Here is a 12,632-nt window from a genome sequence, read left to right on the forward strand (position 1 = left end):
TCTCACACCTCGATCGGCGGGTACAGCCTCTCCATCGTGTAGCGGCGGTTCCGCCGGACCGACAGGGCACTCAGGGTCAACGATACGAGCAGGATTCCGGCCAGAACAGCGATTGCGATCCACAATCGCGAGTCGATGTTCTCGGCGACGGTGAGCTGTCGCAGGCCGTTGACGGTGTAGGTCATCGGGTCGAACGGATGGATGTACTGGAACGGCTTGGCGGTGGTCGGCACGGGGTAGATACCGCCGGCCGAGACCAGTTGCAGCATCAGGAAGGCCAACGTCACCACACGGCCGACAGCGACACCGAAGATCGCGTTGAACGCCTGGATCATGGCCAGATACGTCGCGGAGATCAACATCAGGAACAGGATCGTGCCCACCACGTGCTTCACGTCCAGGCCGACACCGAAATGGACGACCGTGTACATCACGATCACCTGCAGGATGCCCACCAGCAGAGCCGGCCAGTACGACGCGAGAACCGTGCGGTAGGCGCCGAGTCCCACAACGGTCGGCCGCGACTGCAGCGGGGTGAGCAGCATCCAGGTGATGATGCCGCCGACGAACAGGGCGAGCGACAGGAAGAACGGCGCGAAACCGGTACCGAAAGTGGGTGCCTCGTTCGTGTAGTTCTGTTGCAGTGCAACCGGAGTCGACAATGTCTCGGCGGTGGCGGTGCGTTGTTCGTCGGTCCAGCTCGGCACCTGGGTGGCGCCCTGGCTCAGGGCCTGCGCGAGTTCCTGGGAACCCGACTGCAGCTCGACCATGCCCGAGGACAGCTCTCCTGCTCCGTCGGCCAACTGGAAACTGCCGTCGGTGAGTTGGACGAGACCCGAGTTCAGCGTGGCGGCACCGGAGCTCAGTTCGTTCACACCGCTGCGGAGTTGGTTCACCTCCGCCGCCAGACCACCGCTCGACAACGTCGCCAGAGCGCCCTGCAGCGGACTGTTCGGATTGCCGAGTTGGTATTCGAGCTGTTCGGCGTCGGCCTGCAGACGCACGATCTCTGCGCGCAAGGCGTCGGCATCGGTGGCCGCCTGTTGTGCCGTCAGTGGCGTCAACGCGGTGATCGCCTGCTGCACGACCGGATCGGAGCTCTGGTTCAGGATGTCGACGACCTGCTGCACGGCCTGGTTCACCGTCGACTGCGTTGTCTGCGGCACCCGTGATTCGAGCGCGTCGAGCGAGGCCCGCAGCTCCGCCGCCTGCCCCGCGACACCCGAGAGGGCACCGCTGTCGAGCGCGCTGAGCAGCGGACCGGTCACGCCGTCGATCGCAGTCGCCAGTTCGTTCGCGCCTGCTGCGAGCTGCGCCGATCCGTCCCGCGCCGTGACCATGTTCGTCGCGAGCTCCTGCGATCCCGAGGCGAGCTGGTCCGCACCGCTCTTGGCCGTGTCGATACCGTCGGCGAGCTGCCCGGCACCGTCGGCGGCCTGCTTCAGACCCGAGCCGGCGGTCTCGAGACCGGTGAGCACGGTCCCGACGCCCTGGGCGCCGATCGTGGAGTTCACCTGTCCGATCACCTGTTCGGACGCGTCCTGCCCGATGATCGTCGCGAGATAGTTGTTCGCGTCGTTGAAGGTGAAGACCAGATTCGCCTTCTCGGGGTTGTCGCCGTTGGGGGATTCCACCGCTTCGGTGAAATTCTCCGGAATCGTGATGGTGTAGTAGTACTTTCCGTCGGCCAGACCCGCGACGGCGTCCTCCTCCGACACCTCCGCCAGATCGAGCTGACCGGATGCGATGAGGGACTTCACGACCTGATCGCCGGCGTCGACCTGTTCCCCCGTCGACGAACGACCGGTGTCGTTGTTGACGATCGCCGCCGGGATCTTGTTCACCGCACCGAACGGGTTCCAGAAGGCCCACAGGTACATGGCGCCGTACAGCAACGGCATGAGAATGATCGTCGCGATCGCGATGCGCGGCATCGTGCCGCGGAAGTATCGCTTCGAGTCGCTACCGAGAGAGACGCCTGCGAGCACTCGTCACTTCCTCTTCGTCAGGACGCCGATGTCACCGGGTCCGAGCAGATCGTGCATGTCCACCACGGCCCGGACCCCGACGGCGGGATCGACAGGGTTCACGTCGCCGATGATCACCGACTGGTTCTCACCGAGCGCGACGAGCCGGTCGAGCAGGGTGGCGCGTTCGACGTCGTCGGCGATCCTGTCGATCCGGCCCACCACCAGCAGTGGCGGACGTCGGGTGTTGGCCACCGCGATCCGCAGCAGCAGTTGCTGGAGTTCGGGGAGATCGTCGACGAATGCCTCGAGCGGTGGCAGCGGCACCTCGCCGAAGATCTCCTCGCACATCTCGGCGACACCGGCCTCACGGACTCGCGGAACGAACTTGTACCACGGGGAATCCCACCGCTTCTGCTCGGTGACGATGTCGCGCACGGTGACCGACGGGCGCACCTCGTCGAGCTCGTTCATGCACGCGATCGCCGACCGCGCGATGATCTTCTGCGGTCTGCCCTCGCCGAGAACCGTCAGCGATCCCCGTGTCAGTCGCATGCGACCGCACAGGGCCATGAGCAACGCGGTCCGTGCGGCGCCGGCCTGCGCGGCCAGAACCGTCACTCCCCCGGCATCGAGATCCAGATCGAGAGGCCCGAAGACGTGCCCCCACGGTCCGTGGAGTTCGATCCCGCGCGCCGACACGAGCGTGCCCGGGGTCTCCCGGGCGACCGCCTGCTGCACGGCCGGTGCGCCGTACGGAGGGGTCTCGACATCGTCCGGTCCGGCTGGGCCCGCCGATGTTCCGCTGTAGTTTCCGTCCGCGACGAAGGGGTCCTCGAGTTGCTCGTCCGACAACTCGTCCCATGCTTCTGCGTCGCTGTGCTGTCCGTAGTGGGTCACCGACCGTCCTTGCGCCGAACGAGTGGGGCGTCGTGTCGTGTCCGATGCGCGTCCACGATCACAGGCTGTTCTTGACGACGTGGCCGTTCTTCACGATGACCGACAGGTTCTTTGCCGGATCGGCGATCAGGCTCAGATCCTCGAGCGGGTTGCCGTCCACGAGGAGCACATCGGCCCAGGCGCCCTTGTCGATCACGCCCCACCGGGCCTGCCGGTACGGATCGCGCTCGCCTGCGAGCCGGAACAGTTCGGCGTTGCCGGAGGTGAGCATCCGCAGCGCGTCGAGATTGCTGTAGTGGTCACCGAGCCGCGCGGCCATCTCGCTCTGCCGCGGGGCGATCTGCGGCTCGAGCAGCAGGTCGGTTCCCCATGCGGTCTTCACCCCGTGCTTCTGCGCCCACTCGTAGACGTGGTCGGTACCGGTGCAGATCTGCTTGTCCTTCTCCGCGCGATCCGGATCGGGATAGTGGTGGTCGCCGAGCGCGAAGGGCTGCATCGACAACCACACTTCCTTCTCCGCGAGCAGGGCGACGGTCTCCTCGTCGGCGAGGTGTCCGTGCTCGATCGACTTCACCCCGGCCGCGACCGCGCGGCGGATCCCGGTGACGTTGTAGACGTGGGTGGCCACGTAGGTGCCGTAGTCGGATGCGGCCTGGACGGCCGCACGCAGTTCCTTGTCGATGAACTGGACGGTGTACAGCGGGTCGTACATGGACGCCGCCCCACCGCCGACCATCAGCTTGATCTGCGATGCGCCCTTCTTGAGCTGCTCGCGCACGGCCGCGAGGACCCGGTCCTCACCGTCGGCGACCCTCATGAAACCGATCTGTTCGGCGCGCGACTGGTCTCCACCGAGGGCTGTGGGGCATTCGTAGACGAAGCCGAAGTCTCCGTGCCCGGAGGTCTGCGAGATCGCGGCCTGGGACGGGTAGATGCGCGGTCCGTCGAACAGCCCCCGGTCGATCACCGACTTGATGCTGCCGGTGTCGCCGGCCATGTCGCGGACGGCAGTGAAGCCGCGCAGCAGCATGTTCCGGGCCTCGGCGAGGCCGTTGAGCGCGATGTGCGCTTCGCTGCCCATCACCATGTCGATGTAGGAGTTCGCGTTGCCGACGAGGTGGACGTGCGCGTCGGACATGCCGGGCATGAGGACCCGCCCGCCGCCGTCGATCACTTCGGTTTCGCGACCGGGTTCGTCGCCGATCGGCGATTCGGACACGGCGACGATGCGGTCTCCGTCGATCAGTACGTCGCCGGTGACGAGCTCTCCGGAAATTCCGTCGAAAACTCGCACATTACGAAAAAGAAGGCGATGAGTGGACTTACCGGTCTCCGTCATGGCCGGAACGCTAACGCGCATCGAACAGGGCTTCCCACCAACGAAAGAGTTTTCGTCTCATTTCACCCCGGCCGTTCACCCTTTTCGGAAACCGCCCTTGAACTGCACCTATCCGATCGGGTAGTTTCCTCCGAACACCCGCATATTTCCGGCCTCTGCCTTATACTGCGCCAATGCTGATTCACCCGACATTGCGCATGCAGTCCTGGGGATTCGTTATCGGGGCCGCCCTGTTCGCATTGGGATCGGCACCCGGAATTGCGACGATTCTCGGCACTGCCGGTGCAAATACTTCGTTCTTCGTGGGTTCCTGGTTCTTCACGGGTGCAGCATTCGTCCAACTGATGCTGAATGGGCCGGCCACCGTCTCGGACAAGGGCAGCCCGGCGATCCGCGCCGACTGGCTCGCGTCGCTGATCCAGTTCATCGGTACGCTGCTGTTCAACGTCAGCACGGGGGCCGCACTGCATGCCCACACCGTCAAGGGCGAGATGCACCTGGTGTGGAACCCCAATCTCGAAGGCTCCCTGTGCTTCCTGGTGTCGAGCGCCATCGCGTGCGCGATCCTGTGGCGCTCCGGCTCGCATTGGGCGCCGCGCTCGAAGGATTGGATCAGCGGCTGGCTGAACATGCTCGGATCGATCGCTTTCGGGGTCTCCGCAGTCGGTGCGTTCGTCCTCGACGACGGAAACACTCTCGACCCGAGCCTGGCCAACGCCGGCACGTTCGTCGGCGCGATCTGCTTCCTCCTGGCCGCGGCCGTGTTCCTCGGCAGGCGCAACGCCGACGAACACGAATCCGCAACGGCCCCCTGAGAACCCGCCGACAGGGTACCTGCCGGCGGGGGCGTCTCAGTTCTGTCCTTCTCGCTCTTCCAGATAGGCCCGAGCGGCGTCGGGCCCCTCGTCGAGCAGAATCCGGAAACCGTCCTCGTCGAGCACGGGCACCCCGAGATCGGCCGCCTTGTCGGCCTTCGAACCCGGGTTGTCGCCGATGACGACGAAAGCCGTCTTCTTCGACACCGATCCGGCAGCCTTGCCTCCACGCGCGAGGACGGCCTCCTTGGCCTGGTCGCGGGAGAATCCTGCGAGTGTGCCCGTGACGACGATCGACAGTCCTTCGAGGGTCCGCGGGATGGATTCGTCGCGTTCGTCGGCCATCCGCACGCCCGCTGCCGCCCACTTGTCGACGATGGCGACGTGCCAGTCGACAGTGAACCAGTCGGTCACCGCCGCGGCGATCGTCGGTCCGACGCCCTCGACGGCCGCGAGTTCGTCGACGGATGCGGCCCGGATCCGGTCGAGGCTGCCGAACTCGGTGGCCAGCGCCCGCGCAGCGGTTGGTCCGACGTGCCGGATGGACAGGGCGACGAGCACGCGCCAGAGCGGTTGCTCCTTCGCCTTGTCGAGGTTCTGCAGCAGGCGCTCGCCGTTCTTCGACAGCACGCCCTTGGTGGTGCGGAAGAACGGGATGCGTTCGAGATCTTCCTTCGTGAGCGAGAACAGATCGCCCTCGTCGGCGATGATCTTCCCCTCGAGCAGTGCCGTCGCCGCCTCGTAGCCGAGCGCTTCGATGTCGAACGCTCCCCTGCCCGCGACGTGGAAGACCCGTTCGCGCAACTGCGCCGGGCACAGTCGCGAGTTGGGGCAGCGCAGGTCGACGTCGCCCTCCTTCGCCGGGGCGAGCGGTGTTCCGCACTCGGGGCACCGGGTAGGCATCTCGAATGCGTACTCGGAACCGTCGCGCAGGTCGACGACCGGGCCGAGCACTTCCGGGATCACGTCGCCGGCCTTGCGGATGACCACGGTGTCGCCGATGAGCACGCCCTTGCGCTCCACTTCGGACGCATTGTGCAGTGTCGCCAGCGACACCGTGGACCCGGCGACGGTGACCGGCTCCATGTAGGCGAAGGGGGTCACGCGCCCGGTGCGCCCGACGCTGACGCGGATGTCGAGGAGCTTGGTGGTGACCTCCTCCGGCGGGTACTTGTAGGCGATCGCCCACCGCGGGGCGCGGGACGTGGCGCCGAGACGGCGGTGCAGCCCCATGTCGTCGATCTTGACCACCAGGCCGTCGATCTCGTGTTCGACGTCGTGGCGGTGTTCGCCCCAGTACCGCATCCGCTCGACGACCGCGTCGGCGCCCTGCACGCGGGTGGTGTGCGGGGAGACGGGCAGCCCCCAGGCCGCGAAGGCCGCGTAGGCGTCGGATTGCGAACGGGGCTCGAAACCCTCCATCCGGCCGTAGCCGTGGCAGTACATGCGCAGGCGCCGACGCGCGGTGACGGCCGGGTTCTTCTGGCGGAGCGAACCGGCGGCGGAATTGCGGGGATTCGCGAAGGGAGGTTTGCCCTCGGCCACCAGCCCGGCGTTGAGGGTCTGGAAGTCCTCGAGCCGGAAGAACACCTCGCCGCGCACTTCGAGCAAGGTCGGAATCGGGTATCCGTCGCTGCCGGTGAGCTTTTCGGGAACGTCGTCGATCGTGCGGGCGTTGAGGGTGACGTCCTCGCCGGTGCGTCCGTCGCCGCGGGTGGCCGCGCGGACGAGTTTGCCGTTCTCGTAGACGAGACTCAGCGCCACGCCGTCGATCTTCACCTCGCACAGATAGTCGGGGTGGGTGCCCGTCTCGGCCTCGGCGCGCGAGAGCCACGCGCGTAGTTCGTCCTCGTCGAAGACGTTGTCGAGGCTGAGCATGCGTTCGAGATGCTCGACGGCACCGAACTCGGTGGCGAAGCCGCCGCCGACCAGCTGGGTGGGCGAATCCGGCGTGCGGAGTTCGGTGTACTGCTCCTCGAGCGCCTGGAGTTCGCCCAGGAGCGCGTCGAACTCACCGTCGGAGATGATGGGGGCGTCGCGCACGTAGTAGCGGAACTGATGTTCGCGCACCTGTTCGGCGAGATCCTGCCAGCGCTCACGCGCCTCCGGAGGAGCGGTGATGGGTGCGTCCGTCGGTTCACTCACAGCCTGCAAGCCTAGTCGAGGGACCGACCGGAATGCTCAGAGCGTGTCGGCTTCCTCGGCGAATGCCGACGCGACGTCGCGCAGCGAACGCAGAGCGGCACGCGCTCCCTCCGTGGAGGCCGAGGCCAGCCCGCAGACCGGGCTCACCGCCACCGATTGCAGCACCTTCCGGGGGAAACCGAGCCGGTCGATCAGGTCGACGGCCGGTGCCGCGCACTCGCGCCAGCCGGTCGAGGCCGATTCGGGGGCAGGCGCGAGTCCCAGGATCGGGACAGTGCCGGAATCGAACAGCTCGCCGAGTCCGTCGAGGTCGGAGCGTCGCACGCGTCCGACGTCGAAGGCGACCGCGTCGGCAGCGCTGCGCCGCAGGAAGTCGGCCGGGAAGGTGCCCGCACAGCAGTGCACGGCGACGGACAGCCCGGTGCCGCGGATCGTCGTGTCGAGCACGTCCAGCGCTTCCGGATCCGGCACGGCCGGGACGGTCTCGAGGACGGTCCGCCCCTTCAACGTTCCGGCGAGCACATCCGGCAGCGACGGTTCGTCGAGTTGCACGACGACGCGCACCCCGAGCCGGCGGGTGATCTCGGCCGCGTGTCGGGCCAGCCCCTCCGCGAGCGATTCGGCCAGGTCGCGGACGGCGCCGCGGTCGGTGAGCACCCGCCGTCCGGTGGCGAGTTCGACGTGGGCGGCGAGAGTGAGCGGTCCGGCGGCCTGCACCTTCACGGGACGGTCGGCCCCGAGCCCGGCACGTTCCCATGTCTCCTCGAGCGCGTCGAGATCCTGTGCGAGCAGGTCGCGCGCCCGGGCGGCCACGCCGCCGCGTCGCGACACGAGGCGGTAACCGGTGGTGGAGGTGTCGAGGTACATGTCGACGAGCAGGGCGCTGACCCGGCCGATCATGTCGGCACCGAGACCCCGCGCCGGCAGTTCGACGAGGTGCGGCAGGTCGGTGAGTTCGCCGACCACGACCGCCGCGGCCTCACGCGGGTCCGTTCCGGGCCACGAACCGATGCCTGTCGCGAGACCGGACCACACCTTGCGGCCGGTGGCAGGTGCCGTCACCGGTCCCCTGCCGTGATGGTGCCGCTGCCGATGACGATGTCTCCGGCAGCGTCGGGCCGGTACAGCACGGCGGCCTGACCGGCGGCGACACCGGTGAGCGGTTCGCGCAGCGAGATCTCGATGCCCGAACCCACCGCTTCGGCGACGGCCGGAGCCAGGCCACCGTGGGCGCGGACCTGGACGACGCACTCGATCGGTCCGACGGGAGCCGTGCCCGAGGTCCACACGGCGCGCTCGGCCCGGATCGACTCGACCTTCAGTTGTTCGGCGCTGCCGACCCGCACGGTGCCGCTGTCCGGTTCGATCGCGGTGACGTAGCGGGGGCGGCCGTCCGGTCCGGGCCCGGCGATGCCGAGTCCCTTGCGCTGACCGATGGTGAAGCCGTGCACGCCCTCGTGTTGCGCGAGCACCTCACCCGAACGGTCGTCCACGACGGCACCGGGACGCACACCGATGCGGGCACCGAGGAAGGCACGGGTGTCGCCGGACGGGATGAAGCAGATGTCGTGGCTGTCGGGCTTGTTCGCCACCGCGAGTCCGCGTTCGGCGGCCTCCTCGCGGATGCGGCTCTTGGGGGTGTCGCCGACGGGGAACACCGCGCGCGACAACTGCTGCGCGGTGAGCACGGCCAGCACGTACGACTGATCCTTGTCGGCGTCGACGGCGCGGCGCAGCACTCCGTCGTTCAACTGCGCGTAGTGACCGGTGGCGACGGCGTCGAAGCCGAGCGCGACGGCACGATCGGCCAGCGCCGAGAACTTGATCTTCTCGTTGCAGCGCAGGCACGGATTCGGGGTCTCACCGGCGGCGTAGGACGCGACGAAGTCGTCGATCACGTCCTCCTTGAACCGGTCTGCGAAATCCCATACATAGAAAGGGATTCCGAGCACATCGGCCGCGCGGCGGGCGTCGCCGGCATCCTCCTTCGAACAGCATCCGCGCGAGCCGGTGCGCAGCGTGCCCGGCGCGGTCGACAACGCGAGATGCACTCCCACGACATCGTGTCCGGCCTCGACCATGCGGGCGGCGGCGACCGCCGAGTCCACACCGCCGCTCATTGCCGCAAGAATCCTCATCTCCGGTCACCTCCTCGTCCACCGGCGCTCGCCAGTCCGGCGGCGCGAGCCCTGTCCACCACGGAAGGGAGAGTTTCGATCAGTTTGTCGATGTCACCGCGGGTCGTGGTGTGCCCCAACGAGAATCGGAGCGAACCACGCGCCTTGACGGGGTCCGCCCCCATCGCGACGAGCACGTGACTCGCCCGCGCGACCCCGGCGGTGCACGCCGAACCGGTCGAGCATTCGATACCGGCCGCGTCGAGCAACATCAGCAGCGAATCCCCTTCGCATCCGGGGAACGTGAAGTGCGCATTGTTGGGCAGTCGTCCCGCCTCGCGAGGACCGTTGAGGATCGCATCGGGGATCGCCGCCTCGACACCCTCGACGAGAAGGTCGCGCAGGCGTGCGAGTTCGGCGGTGCGGCCGGGCAGATCCGAGGTGACCTCGCGCAGCGCGGCGGCCATCGCCACGATGGACGCGGTGTCCTGCGTCCCGGACCGCACATCGCGTTCGTGGCCTCCGCCGTGGGCGAGCGGCACGCACGGCACCTGCCTGCCCAGCAGCAGCGCTCCCACTCCCTGGGGCCCACCGAACTTGTGGGCGGCCAGGGTCAGGGCCGACAGTCCGCTCGCGGTGAAGTCGACCGGCAGATGCGCGACCGCCTGCACGGCGTCGCTGTGCATCGGGACGTCGAACTCGGCGGCGATCGCAGCGAGCTCGGTGATCGGCATGACGGTGCCGACCTCGTTGTTCGCCCACATCACGGACACGAGGGCGACCTCGCCGGCGTGGCGCGAGAGTTCCTCACGGAGCGTGGTGGGATCGACACGGCCGGACCCGTCCACCGGAAGCCAGGTCACTTGGGCGTCCTCGTGCTCGACGAGCCATTCGACGGCGTCGATCACGGCGTGGTGTTCGACCGCGCTCGCGAGGATCCGGCGACGCCGGGAGTCCTGGGCGCGGCGGCCCCAGTAGATACCCTTGACGGCCAGGTTGTCGCCCTCGGTACCACCGGAAACGAAGATCACTTCGGAGGGTCGGGCGCCGAGGGCGGCCGCGATCGACTCCCGCGACTCCTCGATGCGCCGGCGCGCTGCGCGCCCCGATCCGTGCAGGGAGGATGCGTTTCCGACGGTGGTGAGGACCGACGTCATCGCCTCGATGGCCGCAGGAAGCATCGGCGTCGTCGCGGCGTGATCGAGGTAGACGGTCGTGGGGGTACCGGAGGGACCGGCGGCGGGCGAGGTCATGACCGATCCAGGATAGCGGGTCGACGCAGGTGCCCGTCGCGCTCAGGGGGTCGGCGAGCGGGCGATATCCGGCACATCCCAGGTCGAGCGGGTGGTCACTCCCCCCGAACGCACGCGGCCCCGCTCTTTTCGAAGGAGCGGGGCCGCGCAGGGATCGATCTGCCGGAGCGGATCAGCCCTTGTGCTTCTTGACCTCTTCGGTCAGCTGCGGAGCGACGTTGAACAGGTCGCCGACGACGCCGTAGTCCGCGATCTCGAAGATCGGGGCCTCTTCGTCCTTGTTGACCGCGACGATGGTCTTCGACGTCTGCATGCCGGCGCGGTGCTGGATGGCGCCGGAGATACCGAGCGCGACGTACAGCTGCGGGGAGACCGTCTTACCGGTCTGACCGACCTGGAACTGGCCCGGGTAGTAGCCCGAGTCGACGGCGGCGCGGGAGGCACCGACGGCGGCACCGAGCGAGTCGGCGAGCTCCTCGACGACGGAGAACTTCTCGGCCGAACCGACACCGCGGCCACCGGAGACGACGATCGACGCCTCGGTGAGCTCCGGACGGTCGCCACCGACGATCGGATCGCGCGAGACGATCTTCACGGCGTTCTCTTCCTGGGCCGGAACCTCGACGGCCACGCGCTCTGCGGCGGCAGCCTCGGGCTTGGCCTCGATGGCGCCCGGGCGGACGGAGATCACGGGGACCTCACCGTTGGCCTTGGCGTCGACGGTGAACGCGCCACCGAAGATCGAGTGCACGGCGGAACCGTCGGCCTTGACGTCGACGACGTCGACGAGCAGGCCGGAACCGATGCGGGCAGCGAGGCGACCCGACACCTCCTTACCCTCCACGGACGCGGCGGTGATGACGGCGGCGGGGCTGGTGGACTCGACGAGCGACGCGAGGACGTCGACCTTCGGGGTCACCAGGTAGTTGTCGACGTCTTCCGACTCGGCGGCGTAGACCTTGACCGCACCGGCGGCGGCGAGGGCGTCCTGCAGCGCGTCGGCGGTGCCGGGGGCACCTGCGACGACGGCGGAGGGTTCACCCAGCACACGCGCGGCGGTGATGAGTTCGGTGCTGACCTTCTTGAGCGCGCCCTCGGCATGCTCGACGAGCACGAGTACTTCTGCCATTACTACTTCTCTCCTAGATATGTCAGATGTTGTCGCGGGGCGCGATCAGATGATCTTCTGGCCGACCAGGTACTGAGCGATCTTGGTGCCGCCGTCGCCCTCGTCGGTGACGCGCTCACCCGCGGTGCGCGGGGGCTTCGGGGTCACACCGGTGACGGTGGACGCAGCGTTCGCAACACCGAAGATCTCGGGATCGAGACCGATGTCGGCGAGGGTGAGGGTCTGAACTTCCTTCTTCTTGGCGGCCATGATGCCCTTGAAGGAGGGGAAGCGGGGCTCGTTGATCTTCTCGGTGACCGAGACGATGGCGGGGAGCGGAGCCTCGATACCGAAGACACCTTCGTCGGTCTCGCGCTCGCCGGTGGCCTTGCCGTCCGCGATGGTGAGCTTGCGCAGGTGCGTCAGGTGGGGCAGGCCCAGGTACTCGGCGATGATCGCGGGCACGGCGCCCACGCGACCGTCGGTGGCCTCGTTACCGGCGATGACCAGCTCGACACCCTCGATCTGGCCGAGTGCAGCGGCGATCGCGTACGCGGTCTGGATCGAGTCGGAGCCGTGCATGGCGGGATCGTTGAGGTGGATCGCCTTGTCGGCGCCCATGGACAGCGCCTTGCGGATGGCGTCGGTGGCGCGGTCCGGGCCGGCGGTCAGAACGGTGACCTCGCCGCCGTCGCGCTCCTTGATGAGCAGAGCTTCCTCGACGGCGCGCTCGTTGATCTCGTCGAGCACGGCGTCGGCGGCCTCACGGTCGAGCGTGTAGTCGCCGTCGCTGAGCTTGCGCTCGGACCACGTGTCGGGGACCTGCTTGATCAAAACGACGATGTTCGTCATGGGTCTGCGTCGACCTCCTGTGTGTAGCTGCCTTTGGTCGGCAAGGCGCTGCCTGAACCGAGCACTCGTGTCTTTCGCACGGCGTGTGCGATAGATTATCAGCCGCTAAGTTACCAGTCAGTAACTTGACGGGATT

10 protein-coding genes are annotated in these 12,632 nt (G+C 67.7%); 1 reads left to right on the plus strand and 9 read right to left on the minus strand.

Annotated features, from left to right (window positions below):
• Positions 1-2: 2 nt before the first annotated feature.
• The 3 genes from U9J23_RS15530 to U9J23_RS15540 are packed head-to-tail and all read right to left on the minus strand — an operon-like array spanning position 3 to position 4,161.
• Complete coding sequence (locus tag U9J23_RS15530; RefSeq protein ID WP_059380763.1) at positions 3-1,988, minus strand: YhgE/Pip domain-containing protein; 1,986 nt, start codon at positions 1,986-1,988, stop codon at positions 3-5.
• A gap of 3 nt (positions 1,989-1,991) precedes the next feature.
• Positions 1,992-2,867: a hypothetical protein gene (locus U9J23_RS15535; protein WP_326598724.1), complete on the minus strand. Its 876-nt coding sequence runs from the start codon at positions 2,865-2,867 to the stop codon at positions 1,992-1,994.
• A gap of 58 nt (positions 2,868-2,925) precedes the next feature.
• The gene (locus U9J23_RS15540; RefSeq protein ID WP_420892907.1) at positions 2,926-4,161 is read right to left on the minus strand and encodes a metal-dependent hydrolase family protein; all 1,236 of its coding nucleotides are present in this window, start codon (positions 4,159-4,161) and stop codon (positions 2,926-2,928) included.
• A gap of 218 nt (positions 4,162-4,379) precedes the next feature.
• Between U9J23_RS15540 and U9J23_RS15545 the strand changes: the two genes are divergently transcribed.
• A complete protein-coding gene (locus tag U9J23_RS15545) occupies positions 4,380-5,021 on the plus strand; it encodes a hypothetical protein (protein WP_272267225.1) in 642 nt (213 codons plus the stop codon).
• A 36-nt stretch (positions 5,022-5,057) separates the two neighbouring features.
• Here the strand turns inward: U9J23_RS15545 and ligA are convergent, their stop codons facing one another.
• From ligA to U9J23_RS15575, 6 genes are all read right to left on the minus strand, one after another.
• Positions 5,058-7,166, minus strand: a complete 2,109-nt coding sequence (gene ligA / locus U9J23_RS15550; RefSeq protein WP_085468467.1) for an NAD-dependent DNA ligase LigA — start codon at positions 7,164-7,166, stop codon at positions 5,058-5,060.
• A 36-nt stretch (positions 7,167-7,202) separates the two neighbouring features.
• Complete coding sequence (locus tag U9J23_RS15555) at positions 7,203-8,228, minus strand: methionine synthase (protein WP_272267224.1); 1,026 nt, start codon at positions 8,226-8,228, stop codon at positions 7,203-7,205.
• Positions 8,225-9,304, minus strand: coding sequence for a tRNA 2-thiouridine(34) synthase MnmA (gene mnmA, locus U9J23_RS15560; RefSeq protein ID WP_059380757.1), 1,080 nt, complete (start codon positions 9,302-9,304; stop codon positions 8,225-8,227). The genes U9J23_RS15555 and mnmA overlap by 4 nt, the downstream gene beginning before the upstream one ends.
• Positions 9,301-10,536 (minus strand): cysteine desulfurase family protein, encoded by a 1,236-nt coding sequence (locus U9J23_RS15565; protein ID WP_085468469.1) that lies wholly within the window; start codon positions 10,534-10,536, stop codon positions 9,301-9,303. The genes mnmA and U9J23_RS15565 overlap by 4 nt, the downstream gene beginning before the upstream one ends.
• A 172-nt stretch (positions 10,537-10,708) precedes the next feature.
• On the minus strand, positions 10,709-11,665 hold the full coding sequence (locus U9J23_RS15570) for an electron transfer flavoprotein subunit alpha/FixB family protein (RefSeq protein ID WP_059380755.1): 957 nt from the start codon (positions 11,663-11,665) through the stop codon (positions 10,709-10,711).
• A 45-nt stretch (positions 11,666-11,710) separates the two neighbouring features.
• Positions 11,711-12,496, minus strand: coding sequence for an electron transfer flavoprotein subunit beta/FixA family protein (locus U9J23_RS15575; RefSeq protein ID WP_059380754.1), 786 nt, complete (start codon positions 12,494-12,496; stop codon positions 11,711-11,713).
• Between the last annotated feature and the right edge of the window lie 136 nt (positions 12,497-12,632).

Origin of the sequence: Rhodococcus sp. PD04 (assembly GCF_035918275.1) — a bacterium.
GTDB lineage: Bacteria > Actinomycetota > Actinomycetes > Mycobacteriales > Mycobacteriaceae > Rhodococcus > Rhodococcus rhodochrous.

Coding starts and splice junctions, on each gene's coding strand:
- U9J23_RS15565 (WP_085468469.1), bottom strand. CDS start 10,536: ATGACCTCGCCCGCCGCCGGTCCCTCCGGTACCCCCACGACCGTCTAC.
- U9J23_RS15545 (WP_272267225.1), top strand. CDS start 4,380: ATGCTGATTCACCCGACATTGCGCATGCAGTCCTGGGGATTCGTTATC.
- U9J23_RS15570 (WP_059380755.1), bottom strand. CDS start 11,665: ATGGCAGAAGTACTCGTGCTCGTCGAGCATGCCGAGGGCGCGCTCAAG.
- mnmA (WP_059380757.1), bottom strand. CDS start 9,304: ATGAGGATTCTTGCGGCAATGAGCGGCGGTGTGGACTCGGCGGTCGCC.
- U9J23_RS15575 (WP_059380754.1), bottom strand. CDS start 12,496: ATGACGAACATCGTCGTTTTGATCAAGCAGGTCCCCGACACGTGGTCC.